A 17,346-nucleotide genomic window follows, 5' to 3' on the forward strand; every position below is an offset into this window, starting at 1 on the left:
GTTGATAGCAATGTGCGGCAAGCCAAACCCGGGATTGCCACGCATCGAGTATTGCTCATGTAAGGCTATTCGTCGCGTCGCGAAGTTATCCAAAATGATTTTTCCGCTCTGCGGTGTTGGCGCCATGAATGCCGGATGTCTCCTTTATTCTTCTTCCTCATGTTGCAACTCGAACAGCAGCAAGGAGCGGCCGGTGACCGAGTACTCATGGCCAAACTCCAAGCGCTCCTGGCCGTGGATCGACGGCTGGTTAGTGTCGATCATGCACGTCCAGAAACCGCCGTCAGGCACTTCCGGCAGCCGGAAATTGACGATGTCGTGATGGGCATTGACCACCAGCATTAACGTCGCATCCGCGCCTTTGCGGCGTATACCGGTTTCCTGGGCACGGCCATCGAGCAGCATGCCCAGGCAACGATTGTGCGCATCGTGCCAATGCTTGGTGGTCATTTCCGAGCCATCCGGCGCCAGCCAGGTCACGTCCTTGACGCCGATGTCCTCGTTGTAATTACCCACCAGGAAGCGTCCACGGCGCAGGATCGGATACGTCAGGCGCAACTTGATCAGGCGTTTGACGAACTGGAGCAGGGCCTTGCCGTCTTCGCTGAGGTCCCAGTTGACCCAACCGATCTTGCTGTCCTGGCAGTACGCATTGTTGTTGCCGTCCTGGGTGCGGGCGAATTCGTCGCCGGCCACCAGCATCGGCGTGCCCTGGGCCAGCAGCAGGGTGGCGAAGAAATTGCGCATCTGCCGATGCCGCAGCGCGTTGATTTTGGGATCGTCGGTGGGGCCTTCGACGCCGTGGTTCCATGACAGGTTGTTATTGCTGCCGTCCTGATTGTCTTCGTCGTTGGCTTCGTTGTGTTTGTCGTTGTACGACACCAGGTCATTGAGGGTGAAACCGTCGTGGGCGGTGACGAAATTGACTGATGAGCAGGGCCGGCGGCCACGTTGGTTGAACATTTCGCCCGAAGCGGTCAGGCGGCTGGCAAAGTCAGCCAGTTGCCCGTCGTCGCCTTTCCAGAACGCGCGCACGGTGTCGCGGAATTTGTCGTTCCATTCGACCCACCCCGGCGGAAAGCGCCCGACCTGGTAACCGCCGGGACCGCAGTCCCAGGGTTCGGCAATCAGTTTGACCTGGCGCAGCACCGGGTCCTGGCGGCAGGCCACCAGGAAGCTGTGGCGTTCGTCGAAGCCGTCGTGATAACGCCCGAGGATGGTCGCCAGGTCGAAGCGAAACCCGTCCACGTGCATCTCCGAGGCCCAGTAGCGCAGGGAGTCGGTGACCATTTGCAGCACGCACGGGTGGCTCAGGTCCAGGGTGTTGCCCGTGCCGGAATCGTTGATATAGAAGCGCTTGTCATCGGGCTTGAGGCGGTAGTAGGACGCGTTGTCGATGCCGCGCATGGACAGGGTCGGGCCTTGTTCGTTGCCCTCGGCGGTGTGGTTGTAGACCACGTCGAGGATCACCTCCAGGTTGGCTTCGTGCAGGTGCGCAACCATTTCCTTGAATTCGGCAATCTTGCCGCTGGCCAGGTAACGCGGGTCGGGGGCGAAGAACGCAATGCTGTTGTAGCCCCAGTAATTGGTCATGCCCTTGTGCAGCAAATGCTGGTCGTTGACGAACGCGTGGATTGGCAGCAGTTCCACGGTCGACACGCCGAGCTTGCGGATGTATTCCACCACATCGTCAACCATCAACCCGGCAAAGGTTCCGCGCAGGTTTTCCGGAACCGAAGGGTGACGCATGCTGAAACCGCGCACGTGGGTTTCATAAATGATCGTCTTGTCCCACGGCACGCTGACACGATGATCGTGGCCCCAGGTGTGCGCCGGGTCGATGACCTTGCACTTGGGCACGAAGGGCGCGCTGTCCCGCTCGTCGAAGCTGAGGTCGGCGTCGGGGTGACCGATGGTGTAGCCGAACAGCGCTTCGGACCATTTCAACTTGCCGACCAGCTGTTTGGCGTAGGGGTCGATCAGCAGTTTGTTGGGGTTGAAGCGATGGCCGTTGGCCGGGTCGTAGGGACCGTACACGCGATAGCCGTAGATCAGCCCCGGATGAGCGTCGGGCAGGTAGCCGTGGTAGATCTCGTCGGTGTATTCGGGCAGTTCGATGCGTTCGAGTTCCACCTCGCCGGTGTCGTCGAACAGGCACAGTTCAACCTTGGTGGCGTGGGCGGAAAACAGGGCGAAGTTGACTCCCAGTCCATCCCAGGTGGCGCCCAGCGGGAAGGGCAGGCCTTCGCGGATTCGCGTGACCTCGGCACGAGGGGCTGGCGCGGCGGCTTTCTTTGGACTGGTCATAAGTGCTCCTGGCTACAAAAACTCGCTGATCAGCATTGCAACCTGTGGGAGCGGGCTTGCTCGCGAAGGCGGTGTGTCAGGCAACATCAATGCTGAAAGTGATGGCCTCTTCGCGGGCAAGCCCGCTCCCACAGTGTTTGATGGTGTGGCTGCAATCTGTGGCAATGCACAGGTCCCTGTGGGAGCGGGCTTGCCCGCGAAGGGGCCTCAAGACATATTCAGACCGCGGGCGGTTTTCGTGGTGCTCGAGGTTTTTTCTCGACGGCTTTTTCCCCCGGCGGAATCACTTTCGAAGCCGCTGCAGGCTTGGCTTTGGTTTTGGGCACAGCGATTTTGCTTTCGCCAGCCTTGCCATTGGCCGTTTTGCTGACCGGGGTTTTGCTCGCCGCTGCTTTAGCTGGTTTTTTCGGGGCCAGGGCTTCGGCTTCTGCCAGTTTGCACGCCATCTCCCAGTGGCGGGCCTCCTGACCTTCGGGCTTTCCTTCGGACTCCCAGATCTGATAGGCGAATTCGCGGATGCGTTTATCGTCGGTACTCATCGCTATGCTCCTGAACTGAACTCAAGTGTGGGTTGTTTGAATAATCAGATTGACCGGGAAATCCCCCAGCGCGGCGCTAACCGGCAGTTCCCTGTGTTTTGTGACTGTGATGCCGGAAAAAAGTCCCTGCAGATGCTCGTCAGGGACGGTGAACGGCAATTTGACCCGGGTATCGCCCCACAGCGGCGCGTGGACCTGTGGGTTGGCACCGTTTTTCTGCAGTTCGGCACAGCGTATCGGCACAATCACGATGGCGCGTTTCCCCCCCCGTTCACGGACAAAACCCAGCACTCGATGGGCCTCGCTGCCCACCACTTCCAGGGCCTGGTAAGTGCCACGCCGAAACAGCTCGGCATGCTCGGCACGCAGGTTCAAGGTGCGCGCAATCAAGGCTTGCTTGATCCGCCCGTCACGCCAGTTCGCCAGCAGGTCCGCTGGATCAACCGGTGGCTGCATCGTCTGCTGGCGGCGGGTGTAATCCACCGGGCGACGGTTGTCCGGATCGACCAGGCTGAAGTCCCAGAAATCGTTGCCCTGATAAAGATCCGGCACGCCGGGCACGGTCATGCGCAGCAAGGTTTGCGCCAATCCGTTGAGCGCACCGGGAACGGCAATCGATCGGGCAGTCTTGGCGAGGGCGGTGCGCAACAGCTCACCTTCGGGGCTGAGCAACAGGCGCCGGATGAAGTCCTCGGTCGCTTGCTCGTAAGGGTCATTGGGCGCGCTCCAGCTGCTTTGCAGTTTGGCTTCGCGCAGGGCCTTGCGTTGCCACTGGCAGAGGCGTTTGGCGTAGTCCTCGAGCGCCGATGGATTATCGATACCCAACTCCAGTGGCCAGCTGCCGAGGATCGTTTGATACAGAATCAATTCATCGCCCGCCGACGGCACTTGATCGTCATCGCGCAATGGCCGGGCGAGGGCGCGCCACAGGTCAATCTGGTCGGCGTACCAGGTACTGCGTTCACTCAGTACCGCCAGCCGCGCCCGTGAGTCTTCGCCGCGCTTGTGGTCGTGGGTGGCGCTGGCCAGCAGATTGTCCGGGAAGGTTTCGAGGCGCTCGAGGCAGGCCTGATGAAAGTCGGTGACCGCTGCGCTGAACCGTTCGGTGTTGAAGCCCACGTCATTGCGCGAGAGCAGGACTGCCGAACGATAGAACGCGGTGTCCTCCACCGCTTTCGCCGCTGCCGGCGAGGTCAGTTGCTGGAAGCGTACGCAGGCGTGCTTGAGGCGTTTGCGCTGGCGACCGGCCGGGCGCTGCCGCCAGGGCTCACCGCCGAGCCAGCCGGCCAGGCAGTCGAGCACCGGCCAGTCTGCCTCGCCCAGGGTTTGACGGGCGCCGTCCATGGCCTGCTGGAAAAACACCTCGTCTTGGGGCGAACGGCCAAGGGCGCTGATGTAGGTGCGGTACACCGGGAAGTGCACGATCAGCGCTTGCAATGCCCGGCGAATGGCGCCGAGGGTCAGGTCGCGGGTCATGAGATTGTCCCGGGCCACTTGCAGCAAGGCCTGGGCGACGCTTTCAAAATCCCCGGCCAGGGAACCGTTGAGGATTTGCTGGCGGGCCAGTTGTGCTTCCCGGGAGAAATCGGCGGGCCGCTCACTGTGACGCTGCCAGAGTCTGGCCAGTGTCTGCGCGCCCCGTGGGTCGTGTTGCAGCAGTGACAACTGGTTCATGAATTCGTAACCGGTGCTGCCGTCCACCGACCAGTCGCGATGCAGGGTCTCGCCTTCGCCGAGGATCTTCTCGACATAGATGGGCAAGTGGCGGCCCGCTGACAGACTGTCCACCCGGCGGCGCAGTTTGCGGCAGTAGCCCCGCGGGTCGGCGAGGCCGTCGATATGGTCGATGCGCAACCCGTCGATCAGCCCTTGCGCCACCAGTTGGAAGATCTTCGCGTGGGTGGCTTCGAACACCGCCGGGCGCTCGACGCGCAGACCACCGAGTTCATTGATATCAAAGAAGCGTCGCCAGTTGATGTCATCGGCGGCGGTGCGCCAACTGGCGAGGCGATAGCTCTGGCGTTCCAGCAGGTTGTGCAGGCGCCGCAAGCCTTCGCCGGTGAGTGAGTCGTAGTTTTTCAAGTGTTGCTCGATGGCTTGAGCAATGAGCGGATCGCTGACCAGATCGCACAGTTCTGCTTTCAGCGGCATGGCCAGGCTGTGGGCGTCGGTCTGGTAGCTCAAAGTGCTGAAACGATCGGCCAGGGTCTTGAGTTGTTCGGCCTGTTGCGCATCAAGCGGTGCATCTACCCTGAGCAATTCGCCGTAATCGCTTGGGCAAATGGGAAAGTGGTGTTCGTAGTGCTCGACATGGAACGTGCCGTGCCAGGCATCGAATCGCAAGGGCAGGGTGCCGTCCTGCAACGCGACGCCGTAGTCGCTGCCGAGAAACGGCAGGAGCAACTGGCCTTCCATCAACGGATCGGGGGAGTGCCACTGGATATCGAAAAACTCGCCATAGGGGCTCAGGCGCCCCCACTCCAACAAATCCAGCCACCAGGGATTATCACTGCCGCCGACCGCCATGTGGTTGGAGACGATGTCGAGGATCAAGCCCATGTTCTGCCCGTGCAAGGCGCTGACCAGACTGCGCAGCGCCGCCTCACCACCCAGTTCCGGGTTGACCCTGGTCGGGTCCACCACGTCATAGCCATGCATCGACCCGGCGCGGGCGCGCAACAGCGGGGAGGCATAGACATGGCTGATGCCGAGGCGGGCGAAATACGGCACCAGTGGCACCGCATCTTCCAGCGTGAAGCCTTTATGAAATTGCAGCCGCAAAGTGGCGCGCAGCGGGCGGGTCAGCTCTTTTGTCATCGATCACGCTCGGCCGCCTGAAGTCGCGCACAGGCGAGCAGTTCCAGACGTCGTGCCGCATCCGGTCCATCGAGCAGGGCTTCGCTGTAACCGGGCAAGCGCCGCGACCAGTTGGGGTGGGTATCGATCGTGCCGGGCAGATTGGCCTGTTGTTCCACGCCAAGCGCATCTTCCAGCGGTAGCAGCACCAGTGGCGCCCGGGTATGACCGAGAAAACGCACGCTGGCATCGAGCACCTGGTCAGTTTCGTGGGACTCTTCGCGAAAGTTTTGCGGGTCCTGGCTCAACGCCCGGCGCAGGCCTTCGCGCTCACGTTCACGGTGCTGGCGCCATTCGATTTCAGCGCTGGCATCGACCAGGCCGAGCCGGGCGTTCCAGTCGATATCGCGGCCATGCCACCAGCCGTTGAGGGTGGGCAGGTCATGGGTGCTGGTGGTCGCCAGGGCGTTATCCGGCCAGTCAAGGATGGGTTTGAAGTGCGTGTTGTCCTGTTCGAACAGCAGTACCCGCATGCCGAGTATCGAACGGGCGATGAGTTTTTCCCGCAGGCCGTCCGGCACGGTGCCGAGGTCTTCGCCGAGGACGATGGCTTGATGGCGATGGGATTCCAGGGTCAACAGACGCAGCAGATCGTCCACCGGGTAATACAGATAAGCACCGTCGGCCGGTGGCGAGCCGTTGGGGATCACCCACAAACGCTGCAAGCCCATGACGTGATCGATGCGCAAGCCACCGGAGTGGGCGAAATTCGCCCGCAGCATTTCGATGAAGGCCCGGAAGCCATTGCGCACCAGGCCTTCAGGGGAGAACGCGGAAACCCCCCAGCCCTGGCCACTGCGGTTGAGAATGTCCGGTGGCGCACCGACGGTGAGGGAGGCAAGCAGTTCGTCCTGCCGGCTCCAGGCCTGGCTGCCGCCGCCGTCGGCGCCGACGGCCAGGTCGGCGATCAGGCCAATACTCATGCCGCTGGCGCGGGCGGCGGTTTGCGCGCGCTCCAGGCAGCGGGTGATCAGCCACTGACAGAAGGCGAAGAAGCCGATGCGTTCGGCATTCTCTTCGGCAAATGCCGCCAGTTCGGCGCTGCGCGGGTTGCGCCAGGGTTCGGGCCACTGCCGCCAGTCGAGGTGCTCACCGCGGGCGGCGCGAGCCTCCTGGATGGCTTCGAAGCGGCAGTGGTTTTCCAGTGCTTCACCAGCGGCGTGACGAAAACTGCTGAAGTCTGCGTGTAACGGGTGTTCGCCGTGGACGAAACCCTCGTACAGCGATTGCAACAATCGATGCTTGGCTTCGGCGGCGGCCGGCCAGTCAATCAGCGGACGTTCTTCCAACTCCTTGAGTTCTTTTGCCAGTCCGGTTGCATCAATGGCGGTACGCAGTGCGCGTTCGCCGAGAATGGTGCCGGGGGCGCAGTAAAGGCTGTTGAGAAACAAACGGCTGGACGGCGAATACGGACTGTAGCGTCGGGTGTCACTGGAAAACATCGCATGCAACGGGCTGATCGCCAGCGCCTCGGCGCCACGCTCACCGGCCACCCGGGCGAGGTCTTCCAGCGCCTGGGTGTCACCAAATCCGCCATCGCCGGGGCGGCGCAATCCATACAACTGCACGCTCAGGCCCCAGGCGCGCGGGATCGGATTATCCACGGCATCGGCCACGCTGTAGCAACGGGCCGGGGCCACTGCCAGGGTGAAGGTTTGTCCGTCGATGTTGACCTGTTGATAGCCGACCGGTATCAGCCCCGGCAGTGCGGCGTTGGCGTCCAGTTTCAGGTCGAGCCGCGAACCGTCTTCGAGGTGGATGTCGCAAGGGGTTTGAGGCTCGAAGTAACGTGACAGATCCAGGCCCACTCCCACATCGGCGGTGATCAAAGGCGGCAAGCGGTGCGTTTGTTGCACCGCCTGCAATTCCAGCAGGCTGGCGTCGATTTCCTGGGCACTGCCGGCCGGGTGGCCAAGGCCGGTCAGCACATTGCGCAACACTGAAGGCGGGACTTTTTGCGGGCGACCGTTGGCGTCGATCCAGTCGACTGCGAGGCCGGCACGGCTGGCCAGGATTTCCAGTTGCGCATCACTCATGGACGCTCTCCATACGAGGTAGCAAGGGGGGCTGCGGCGGCGAGGCTGACGAGCGCGCAATACGGGGCAAGGGTGCCTTGGACCAGCAGGTCGGTGCTCTGTGGCGGGTATTCGAACAACTGCGCGGCACCGGACAGTGAGGTGTGGACAACGGGCCTGTCGCTGAGGTTCAGGTCAATGCGCAGTTGGCTGCCATCGCCCAAACGCCAGGCTGCGCTGACCGCGCCTTCGCCCAGCACGTCGCTGCCCAGTGCCTGGGCGCCCGGCAGGCGCGGGATGATGTGCCGGTGACGGATCTGCAACAGCCGGCAATACAGGTCGTGCATCTCGCAATGGCCGGTCGATGGCAGGACAGGGCGGGACGCTGCAAACGTCTGCGGGTCATTCGGGTCCGGAATGTGTTCGCGCAGGACAGGGTCCGCAAACGTGCTGAACGCAGCGAACTCATTGCGCCGGCCGTCGCGGACCTGCCTGGCCAGTTCACCGTGATGGCTGGTGAAAAACAGGAAGGGTTGTTCGACGGCAAACTCGTCGCCCATGAACAGTAGTGGAATCATCGGCGACAACAGCAGCAACACCGTGGCGGCCCGCAGTGCTTGCGGATGGGCGAGTTGATGCAGGCGCTCGCCGAAGGCCCGGTTGCCGATCTGATCATGATTCTGCAAAAACAGGATGAATGCGCCGGGCGGCAAATGCCCGCTGGGTTCACCGCGCACTACACCATGGCGGTTGAGATCGCCCTGGAACGCGAAACCCTGGCTCAGGCAGCGCGCCAGTTGTTCGGTGGGGCTTTGCGCGTAGTCGGCGTAATAGGCTTCGGTTTCGCCTGTCAGCAATACATGCAAGGCGTTGTGACCGTCGTCATTCCATTGCCCGTCGTAACCATGCTCGAGCAGGCTGGCCTGGTTGTGTTCGTTCTCCACCATCAGCCAGACATGTCGCGCCGGTCCTGTCTGCTGGCGCACCCGTCGTGCCAGTTCCTGGAGGAAATCCGGGTCTTCGATGGCGTGCACCGCATCCAGGCGCAACCCGTCGAAGCGGTATTCCAGCAGCCACATCAAGGCGTTTTCGATGAAGAAGTCCCGTACTTCGCGGCGCCGGAAGTCGATGGCGGCGCCCCATGGAGTGTGTTGGTCTTCGCGGAAGAAACCCTTGGCATAACGATGCAGGTAGTTGCCGTCCGGGCCGAAGTGGTTGTAGACCACGTCGAGAATCACCGCCAGGCCGTGGCCGTGGGCGGTGTCGATCAAGTGCTTGAGTTGCTCGGGGGAGCCGTATGAAGCCTGGGGCGCGTAGGGCAGGACGCCGTCATAGCCCCAATTGCGCTCACCGGGAAACTGCGCGACAGGCATCAGTTCGATCGCGGTGACGCCCAGTTCGACCAGCCGCGCCAGATGCATCTCGACGGCACTGAAGCCGCCGAGCGTACCGACGTGCAACTCGTAGATCACCGCCTCGTTCCACGGGCGTCCCCGCCAAGCACTGTGTTGCCACGTATAGGCCAGCGGATTGACCACCACGCTGTGCTGGTCAATATCGCCGGCCTGAGCGCGGGAGGCAGGGTCGGGCACCTCCAGCTCACCGTCGATGCTGTAGCGGTAACGCGTGCCTGCCGGACAGCGGGTGTTGCTCACGAACCAGCCGTCGGCCTGGGGCAGCAACGGCAAGGACTGTCCATTTTCCAGTTCGACACTGACGTAAAACGCATCTGGCGCCCACAACGCGAATCGCGTGTGCTCGGCATCCAGCATGATTGCGCCGTGGGGCCAGGTCTCAAGGGTCCGTAACGGCATCTTGCAAGCCTCTTACTGTTTGTTCGATTTCCCCAGCGCTTTCGCCACAAGCTGTTCGTAGAGTTCGGCGTAGGGTTCGACCGCCTTGCACCAGTTGAATGGCGCTGCCATGGCCCGGCAGCGCATGGCATGCAGCAGGTCGGGGAAGGCGAACACCTTGAAGGCCCGGCTCAGGGCTTCCTGGTAGCTCTGCACGGTGGATTCATCGAACAGGAAACCGGTCACGCCGTTTTCGATCGTGTCGGCCAGGCCACCGGTATTGCGTGCCACCGGCAACGAACCGAAGCGCTGGGCGTACATCTGGCTCAGGCCGCACGGCTCGTAACGCGAAGGCATCAGCAGGAAATCGCTGCCAGCGAACATGCGTCGGGCGTCGGTTTCGTTGAAGCCGATGCGCACGCCGATCTGCCCCGGGAAACGCAAAGCCAGTTCGCGCATTGACTGTTCTTCTTCCGGCTCGCCACGGCCGATGATCGCGATCTGGCCGCCGGATTTGACGATGTACTCGGAGACCGCTTCGGTGAGGTCCAGGCCTTTCTGGTAGACCAGACGCGAAACCACCGCGAACAGCGGTCCTTCGGAATCTTGCAGGCCAAATAGCTCACGGACATGGGCGGCGTTCACGGCCTTGCCGTCCCAGTCGCCAATTTCGAACGGGCAGAACAGGTGCGGGTCGGTCGCCGCATCCCAGCTTTCATCGATGCCGTTGGGAATCCCGCTGAGCAGGCCTTGCTGGGTCTTGGCGGCGAGAAAACCGTCGAGACCGCAGCCGAAGTCCGGGGTGGTGATTTCCTGGGCGTAGGTCGCGCTGACCGTAGTGATGTGGCTCGAGTAGGCCATGCCGGCCTTGAGGAACGACATCTTGCCGTAGAACTCCATGCCCTCCTGTTGCAGCGCGTGATGGGGAATGCCCAGCTCGGGGCACGAACCCAGGCTGATCACGCCTTGATAGGCCAGGTTGTGAATGGTGAATAGCGTCGGCGTGCGCTGCCCACGCCAGTGCATGTAGGCCGGGGCCAGGCCAGCCGGCCAGTCGTGGGCGTGCACCAGGTCCGGGCACCAGTGGATTTGCGCGAGGTTGGCGGCAATATCGGCAGCTGCCAGGCCGAGGCGGGCGAAACGGATATGGTTGTCCGGCCAGTCGCGGCCGTTGTTGGCGCCGTAGGGCGAACCTTCGCGCTCGTAGAGTTCGGGGCAGATCAACACGTAAATGACCAGACCGTCGGGCATGTCCATGCGCCCGATCTTGCACGGTGGCAATGCGGCATGACCGCCGAGCTCACCGATGATATGAATGGGGTTCTCGCTGTGCAGTACCTGCGGGTAACCCGGGATCAGCACCCGCACATCATGCAGATGGGCCATGGCCCGTGGCAACGCCGCGGAAACGTCGCCCAGGCCACCGGTTTTCACCAGGTCGGCAATTTCCGAGGTGACGAACAACACTTTTTTACGGTTCGGATTCTGCTTGGCTACCGGGGCCGGCGTCCTGGTGCCAGGAACGCTGACGGGTTGGGTGTTTGCGGCAGTTACGGCGCTCGACTCGCCGATCTGATGAGCACGCTCTCCCTGTATTTCCAAAGCCGTACTGATCATATGAATCTCCCGTGTTGTTGATCTAATTCTTAGGTCTGGCAAACGGTGTTTCACGGCCAATTCCCGTGGCCGGGCGCAAACGCGCTACGCATCATTGAGCAAGCGCTGCCCAATGCGTCGAAGCAAAAGGGGTGAATGAGCCATTGCAAAGATTGCACCAGTCGCAACGCACCTTCTTTTCAGAGGACCGATCGGGATTGGAAAAAGTTTCGACTATTTTTCCACTTTGTGACCGACCGGTTTCGTCTTGAGAAAATGAGTCTAGGCCAGAACTTAGAGCGGTAAAGGTCAGATGGCAAAATTGTTCGACAATCGGTTTGTAGCGGTACGGACGTGCCTGATCGAGGTGCAAACGTCCCGACGAAGTGCAGGTTTTTTTGCGTTTTTGCCTCAAAAAGTCACTGGGCAGTCACATAAATGTGCGAAGCGCTTTGAGGGCTTCGCACTGTTATGGTGCGCACTTGGCAAGTCCCGCATTTGGCCGAACCACTGCCTTACAGCCCACCTTGGTGCCTTGTTATAGTTCGGGCCTCATTTTTGCCCGCAAAAGGATCACTGGCATGTCTCAGTACAGCGCGTTCAACGTCGAACTGGTCGATAAAATCGCCCATGTGCAGATCAACCGTCCGGAGAAGATCAACTCGATGAACGCTGCGTTCTGGAGCGAGATCGTCGAGATCTTCCAGTGGATCGACGACACCGATGAAGTGCGCGTGGTGGTCCTCAGCGGGGCAGGCAAGCATTTTTCATCGGGTATCGACCTGATGTTGCTGGCCGGGGTGGCCAATGAATTGGGCAAGGACGTGGGGCGCAATGCGCGCCTGTTGCGGCGCAAGATCCTCAGCCTGCAAGCGTCGTTCAACGCGGTCGATAACTGCCGCAAACCGGTGCTTGCGGCCATTCAGGGTTACTGCCTGGGTGGCGCCATCGACCTGATTGCCGCGTGCGACATGCGTTATGCCGCCGGGGACGCACAATTTTCGATCAAGGAAATCGACATCGGCATGGCCGCCGACGTCGGAACGTTGCAACGCTTGCCGCGGATCATCGGTGACGGCATGCTGCGTGAACTGGCTTACACTGGTCGCACGTTTGGTGCCGACGAAGCGCGAGGCATGGGCCTGGTCAATCGCGTCTACAGCGACAACGCCAGCCTGCTTGACGGTGTCATGGGCATTGCCTACGCAATCGCCAGCAAGTCGCCGATCGCCGTCACCGGCACCAAAGAGATGATCAGTTATATGCGTGACCATCGCATCGATGACGGCCTTGAATACGTCGCTACCTGGAACGCCGCCATGCTGCAATCCACCGATCTGCGCGTGGCCATGGCCGCCCATATGAGCAAACAGAAACCCGAATTTCTGGATTGATTAACCATGATTCCTCGCTGGACCACCGCAGTACTGGATACCGACCAACCCGGAGGCTGGGCCGTTGCGCGCAGCCCCGAAGGCTTTCTGTTCGATGACAATGGCGCTCTGTTTCCGCGCGAATGGTTAAAGCGTCAGGACCTGTCGATCCTCGCCGAACATGGCATCGGTCATCTGGATGGCGAGCCGGTGTACCTGCTGGAGCTGCGCAATCACAGCGAAGTGCCGGGTTGCAACTGGAAAGGTCTGCGGGCGTTCATGCTGGAAGGCGATCACACGGTCTACAAGATTCTCGGTTACGCCGCACAGATCGGCACCTGGGCCCGCGAACACCGCTTTTGTGGCAATTGCGGGCAAGTGACCCATCAGGTGGTGCGTGAACGGGCGATGTACTGCGAACCCTGTGACTTGCGCTATTACCCGCGAATCTCACCGAGCATGATCGTGCTGGTGACCCGCGGCGACGAGATTCTGCTGGGGCGTTCGCCGCGCTTCGTGCCGGGTGTCTATAGCACCCTGGCCGGGTTTGCCGAACCGGGCGAATCGGCCGAGGACTGCCTGATTCGCGAGGTTCGTGAAGAGGTGAGCATCGAGGTCAGGAACATCCAGTACCTGGGCAGCCAGTGCTGGCCGTTCCCGCATTCGATGATGCTCGGTTTTCATGCCGAATACGCCGGTGGCGAGATCGTCTGCCAGGAGGACGAGATCGAAGACGCCCAGTGGTTCAACGTTCGCGACCTGCCGCCGTTGCCGGCGTCACGCTCGATTGCCCGTTACCTGATCGACGTCTACGTGGCGCGGCGTTTAGGCCACGCTGAACCAGTGCTGCCAGGCTAGGCGCACGGTCAGGCCCAACACCACGGTGATGAACACCGGACGAATGAATCTCGCGCCGCCGCTGATGGCGGTGCGGGCGCCGAAAAAGGCGCCGACCATCAACGATGAGCCCATGCACAGGCCGATGATCCAGTCCACCTGACCGGAAAAGATGAAGATCGACAGCGCCGCTGCGTTACTGACGAAGTTCATGCTGCGCGCCACACCGCTGGCCTTCACCAGGTCGATGGGGTAAAGCAGCAGGCTGCTCACGGTCCAGAACGCGCCCGTACCGGGACCGGCCACGCCGTCATAGAAGCCGAGGCTGAAGCCTTGGGTCGACTGCCACTTTTTCTTGATCGGTGCGTTGCTGTCCAGCGGCGCTTTCGGCGTGCCGCCAAACAACAGATAAACACCGCAGGCGAAGACGATCACCGGCAGCATTTTGTTCAGCCATTCCGCCGGCAGGTAATGCGCGACCACGGCGCCAGTCAGCGCGCCGACCAGGGTGCCGACGATGGCATGCACCCATTGCGCGGGATGGAACAGCTTGCGTCGGTAGAAGGTGAAGCTGGCGACGGCCGAGCCGAAGGTCGAACTGAGTTTGTTGGTGCCCAGCACCAGATGCGGCGGCAGGCCGGCCGTGAGCAAGGCGGGGGTGGTCAACAGACCACCGCCACCGGCAATGGCGTCGATGAAGCCGGCAACAAAAGCGACAAGGGCCAGGATGGCCAGGGTGGAGAGGTCAACGCTGAGTTCGAAAGGCATGGGATCGGCTTATTCGGCGGGTGAAGAAAGAGGCTGCGGGGAAGGGCAGCATCTTAACCACCTGCACAACACAAAACCAATGTGGGAGCGGGCTTGCTCGCGAAAGCGGTGTGTCAGCCAGCATTTATGCTGGATCTGACGGCCTCTTCGCGAGCAAGCCCGCTCCCACAAGTGGTATCGGTGAATTTACAGGCCAAGATCCGACAGGCTCGGATGATCGTCTGGACGACGCCCTAACGGCCAGTGGAACTTGCGCTCGCTTTCCTTGATCGGCATGTCATTGATGCAAGCGAAGCGGCGGGCCATCAGGCCGTCCTCGTTGAACTCCCAGTTTTCGTTGCCGTAGGAGCGGAACCAGTTGCCCGAGTCGTCGTGCCATTCATAGGCATAACGCACGGCGATGCGGTTGTCGGTGAATGCCCAGAGTTCCTTGATCAGCCGATAATCCAGCTCCTTGGCCCATTTGCGGGTCAGGAAACCTTTGGCTTCTTCGCGGTTGTGGGCGAACTCGGCGCGATTGCGCCATTGGGTGTCCAGGGTGTAGGCCAGGGACACGCGCTCCGGGTCCCGGGAGTTCCAGCCGTCTTCAGCCAGGCGAACTTTCTCGATGGCCGATTCACGGGTGAAAGGGGGCAATGGCGGACGAATTTCGGCATTAGACATTTGCAGTCTCCGTATCAAGTTGATGTTCAAACATATTGTTGAGCTTGATTGAGTTGTTACAGGTCCAATAACTTTCGCGCCATGCATTGCGCATTATCGGCGGCACTGTGATCACCCGTTACAAGCGCCACGGTAATGGCACCATCGATCAGGATCAGCAGCTGTCTGGCCAGCATCTGCGGATCCTCGGCACCATATTCGGTACACAGCTCGCACACGTAGTCGAGCAGTTTCTGTTTATGTTCTTTGGCGACCAGGCGCACCGGGTCTTGCGGGTCGCCGGTTTCGCCACTGGTGTTGATGAAGGCGCAGCCGCGGAAGCCTTCGGAGGCGAACCACGTTTGAAGTACGGTAAACAGGTTGAGCAGCCGCCCGGCCGGGGTTTGTGCCTGGTTGACTTCGCTTTGGTACCAATGCATCCAGCGCTGGTCCCGCCGTTGCAGGGCAGCCACCACCAGATCGTCCTTGTTGGCGAAGTAGCGGTAAATGCTTTTTCTGGAGACACCGGCGGTTTTCACCAGGAGATCCATGCCAGTGGCGGCAATGCCACTTTTGTAGATCAACTTTTCGGTGACATCCAGAATAATGTCGCGTGTGTCATTGCTAGTGATTTCGTTCATGTGGCTAACAGTAGAATGATCGTTCTCCTTGGTCAATCGATATTTTTGTAGTGCCTGATAAATGGTCTTCGCGAGCAAGCCCGCTCCCACAGGGGAACGCAATTCAAATGTGGGAGCGGGCTTGCTCGCGAAGAGCGCATTACAGACAGTAACAAGACCCAAAGCTATCGATGGTGTAAGCTCTCAACCTCTTCGGATTCGACCCATTGCGAGCCCTATGCCGTTGCTTTTCAAACGCTCCCTGCTGCCCAAGCTGCGCAGTTTTCCGCTGACGGCCGATGCCGTCAGCATCCTCTCCGGCGCTGCCGAATTCCGTCGTTGCTTGCTGGAGAAAATCGCCAGCGCGACCCGGCGCATTTACATCGTTGCGCTGTACCTGCAACAGGATGAAGCCGGCCAGGAAATTCTCGATGCCTTGCACGCCGCCAAACTGGCGCGTCCGGAACTGGATGTGGTCGTCGTCGTCGACTGGTTGCGCGCCCAGCGCGGGCTGATCGGTGCCGGCAAGCAACCGGGCAACTCCGCCTGGTATCAGGAAATGACCCGCACCCACGAAAGTGTTGTGCCGGTCTATGGCGTCCCGGTACAAACCCGCGAACTGTTCGGTGTGTTGCACCTTAAAGGCTTCGTGATCGATGACTGCGTGATCTACAGCGGCGCGAGCCTGAACAACGTCTATCTGCACAAGTTCGACAAGTACCGCTACGACCGCTATCACCTGCTGCACAATCGTGATCTGGCCGATTCGATGCAGCACCTGGTGCAGCACGGGCTCATGGCTTCCAAAGCGGTGCACCGCCTCGACCTGCCGAACCTGCCGACCACCCGCAGCCTGCGCAATGACATCGGTGACCTGCGCAGCCGCCTCAAGCACGCGGCGTACGACACCACGCGGGGCACCACCGACAGGACCGGTTTGTCCGTCAGCCCGCTGCTCGGCGTCGGCAAGAACAATCCGTTGAACCGGGTGATCTGCGAACTGATCGCCAGCGCCCAGCAGCAACTGACCATTTGCACACCGTATTTCAACCTGCCGCTGGCGATCATCCGCGAGATCAACCGCGCGCTGGCTCGTGGGGTGAAGATCGACATCGTGGTCGGCGACAAGACCGCCAACGACTTCTACATTCCGCCGAGCGAACCGTTCCGGGTCATTTCGGCGCTGCCGTACCTGTACGAAATCAGCTTGCGCCGATTTGCCAAGCGTCATCAGCGCCACATCGACAGCGGGCAGTTGAACCTGCACCTGTGGCGTGATGGCGACAACACCTATCACCTCAAGGGCATGTGGATCGACCGGCGCTATACCTTGCTGACCGGCAACAACCTCAATCCGCGGGCGTTTCGACTCGATCTGGAAAACGCCCTGTTGATCGATGATCCCCATGGCGAACTGCTGGAGCCGCGTGGCAAAGAGCTGGCGGAGATCTTCCAGCACACCCGGCGAATCGAGCACTTCCAGAACCTGGAAACCCTCGCCGAGTATCCGGTGGGCGTCGCCAAGTTCCTCAAGCGCGTGAGCCGTGTGCGGATCGAGCGGTTGCTCTATCGCATCCTCTGAAAAAGATCGCAGCCTGCGGCGACTGACGCCTTCGCGGGCAAGCCCGCTCCCACAGGGATCTTTGTCGTACACAAACTCTGTGTTCGCTGAATAACCTGTGGGAGCGGGCTTGCCCGCGAAGGCGTTTTCACTTTCAGTACATCAACGACAGGCACACTGCTTTCGCGAGCAAGCCCGCTCCCACAAGGGATCTGCGTTGAGGTAGCGGTTTCAGCTAATATGCCCCCCACTCGAACAAGAACAGGGCTTGCCGCGATCCATGTCGGAAAAAGACACCATCTCCATTCAACTGGTGCGTGAAGCACTGTTGCAAAGCTGCGCGCCGGGAATCGCCACGCAAGAGGTGTTGAACAAGGTTGGCATCGACCCGCAGCTGTTGGGCAACACCGACGCCCGCGTGCCGGCCACTGCTTATGCG

The 17,346-nt window shown here is 61.0% G+C and carries 12 protein-coding genes and 1 pseudogene; 4 read left to right on the top strand and 9 right to left on the bottom strand.

All coding sequences use genetic code 11. The features are described from left to right. Positions 1–144 precede the first annotated feature (144 nt). The 6 genes from glgX to glgA all read right to left on the bottom strand — a co-directional run bounded on the left by glgX (position 145) and on the right by glgA (position 11,127). The gene (glgX, locus tag ABIA48_RS27365) at positions 145–2,307 is read right to left on the bottom strand and encodes a glycogen debranching protein GlgX (protein ID WP_429492725.1); all 2,163 of its coding nucleotides are present in this window, start codon (positions 2,305–2,307) and stop codon (positions 145–147) included. Between the two features lie 218 nt (positions 2,308–2,525). After that, positions 2,526–2,846, bottom strand: a complete 321-nt coding sequence (locus ABIA48_RS27370) for a DUF2934 domain-containing protein (RefSeq protein ID WP_429492727.1) — start codon at positions 2,844–2,846, stop codon at positions 2,526–2,528. 21 nt (positions 2,847–2,867) lie between these two features. Continuing rightward, positions 2,868–5,663, bottom strand: a complete 2,796-nt coding sequence (locus ABIA48_RS27375) for a malto-oligosyltrehalose synthase (protein WP_429492729.1) — start codon at positions 5,661–5,663, stop codon at positions 2,868–2,870. Continuing rightward, positions 5,660–7,738, bottom strand: coding sequence for a 4-alpha-glucanotransferase (gene malQ / locus ABIA48_RS27380; RefSeq protein ID WP_429492731.1), 2,079 nt, complete (start codon positions 7,736–7,738; stop codon positions 5,660–5,662). Before malQ ends, ABIA48_RS27375 begins: the two co-directional genes overlap by 4 nt. Further along, on the bottom strand, positions 7,735–9,531 hold the full coding sequence (gene treZ / locus ABIA48_RS27385) for a malto-oligosyltrehalose trehalohydrolase (RefSeq protein WP_429492733.1): 1,797 nt from the start codon (positions 9,529–9,531) through the stop codon (positions 7,735–7,737). The genes malQ and treZ overlap by 4 nt, the downstream gene beginning before the upstream one ends. Positions 9,532–9,543: 12 nt before the next feature. Continuing rightward, the gene (glgA, locus tag ABIA48_RS27390; RefSeq protein ID WP_429492735.1) at positions 9,544–11,127 is read right to left on the bottom strand and encodes a glycogen synthase GlgA; all 1,584 of its coding nucleotides are present in this window, start codon (positions 11,125–11,127) and stop codon (positions 9,544–9,546) included. A 560-nt stretch (positions 11,128–11,687) separates the two neighbouring features. Between glgA and ABIA48_RS27395 the strand changes: the two genes are divergently transcribed. Together ABIA48_RS27395 and nudC are read left to right on the top strand one after the other, a co-directional pair. After that, positions 11,688–12,500 carry a crotonase/enoyl-CoA hydratase family protein gene (locus ABIA48_RS27395; protein ID WP_429492737.1) on the top strand — a complete coding sequence of 271 codons (813 nt, stop codon included), beginning with the start codon at positions 11,688–11,690 and terminating at the stop codon, positions 12,498–12,500. A gap of 6 nt (positions 12,501–12,506) precedes the next feature. Then, positions 12,507–13,337, top strand: coding sequence for an NAD(+) diphosphatase (gene nudC, locus ABIA48_RS27400; RefSeq protein ID WP_429492739.1), 831 nt, complete (start codon positions 12,507–12,509; stop codon positions 13,335–13,337). On the opposite strand, the gene ABIA48_RS27405 is transcribed toward nudC, so the two are convergent. The 3 genes from ABIA48_RS27405 to ABIA48_RS27415 all read right to left on the bottom strand — a co-directional run bounded on the left by ABIA48_RS27405 (position 13,305) and on the right by ABIA48_RS27415 (position 15,367). After that, entirely contained in the window at positions 13,305–14,084 is a 780-nt protein-coding gene (locus tag ABIA48_RS27405) for a TSUP family transporter (RefSeq protein ID WP_429492741.1), read from the bottom strand. The genes nudC and ABIA48_RS27405 overlap by 33 nt on opposite strands. 186 nt (positions 14,085–14,270) lie before the next feature. After that, positions 14,271–14,747: a DUF1348 family protein gene (locus ABIA48_RS27410; RefSeq protein ID WP_007983885.1), complete on the bottom strand. Its 477-nt coding sequence runs from the start codon at positions 14,745–14,747 to the stop codon at positions 14,271–14,273. 56 nt (positions 14,748–14,803) lie between these two features. After that, a complete protein-coding gene (locus tag ABIA48_RS27415; protein ID WP_429492743.1) occupies positions 14,804–15,367 on the bottom strand; it encodes a TetR/AcrR family transcriptional regulator in 564 nt (187 codons plus the stop codon). A 217-nt stretch (positions 15,368–15,584) separates the two neighbouring features. On the opposite strand from ABIA48_RS27415, the gene pssA reads away from it, so the two are divergent. Both pssA and ABIA48_RS27425 read left to right on the top strand, forming a co-directional pair. Next, positions 15,585–16,928, top strand: coding sequence for a CDP-diacylglycerol--serine O-phosphatidyltransferase (pssA, locus tag ABIA48_RS27420; RefSeq protein ID WP_429492745.1), 1,344 nt, complete (start codon positions 15,585–15,587; stop codon positions 16,926–16,928). Between the two features lie 259 nt (positions 16,929–17,187). Beyond that, a pseudogene (locus ABIA48_RS27425) lies at positions 17,188–17,346 on the top strand (AraC family transcriptional regulator); the annotation flags it as partial.

The sequence above is a fragment of the Pseudomonas sp. S30_BP2TU TE3576 genome (assembly GCF_050436025.1).
Classification (GTDB): domain Bacteria; phylum Pseudomonadota; class Gammaproteobacteria; order Pseudomonadales; family Pseudomonadaceae; genus Aquipseudomonas.

Bases quoted from the DNA above. Each gene is read 5' to 3' on its own strand.
- glgX (WP_429492725.1), bottom strand. From the start codon at position 2,307: ATGACCAGTCCAAAGAAAGCCGCCGCGCCAGCCCCTCGTGCCGAGGTC.
- ABIA48_RS27410 (WP_007983885.1), bottom strand. From the start codon at position 14,747: ATGTCTAATGCCGAAATTCGTCCGCCATTGCCCCCTTTCACCCGTGAA.
- ABIA48_RS27375 (WP_429492729.1), bottom strand. From the start codon at position 5,663: ATGACAAAAGAGCTGACCCGCCCGCTGCGCGCCACTTTGCGGCTGCAA.
- ABIA48_RS27395 (WP_429492737.1), top strand. From the start codon at position 11,688: ATGTCTCAGTACAGCGCGTTCAACGTCGAACTGGTCGATAAAATCGCC.
- nudC (WP_429492739.1), top strand. From the start codon at position 12,507: ATGATTCCTCGCTGGACCACCGCAGTACTGGATACCGACCAACCCGGA.
- glgA (WP_429492735.1), bottom strand. From the start codon at position 11,127: ATGATCAGTACGGCTTTGGAAATACAGGGAGAGCGTGCTCATCAGATC.
- malQ (WP_429492731.1), bottom strand. From the start codon at position 7,738: ATGAGTGATGCGCAACTGGAAATCCTGGCCAGCCGTGCCGGCCTCGCA.
- ABIA48_RS27370 (WP_429492727.1), bottom strand. From the start codon at position 2,846: ATGAGTACCGACGATAAACGCATCCGCGAATTCGCCTATCAGATCTGG.
- ABIA48_RS27405 (WP_429492741.1), bottom strand. From the start codon at position 14,084: ATGCCTTTCGAACTCAGCGTTGACCTCTCCACCCTGGCCATCCTGGCC.
- ABIA48_RS27415 (WP_429492743.1), bottom strand. From the start codon at position 15,367: ATGAACGAAATCACTAGCAATGACACACGCGACATTATTCTGGATGTC.
- treZ (WP_429492733.1), bottom strand. From the start codon at position 9,531: ATGCCGTTACGGACCCTTGAGACCTGGCCCCACGGCGCAATCATGCTG.
- pssA (WP_429492745.1), top strand. From the start codon at position 15,585: ATGCCGTTGCTTTTCAAACGCTCCCTGCTGCCCAAGCTGCGCAGTTTT.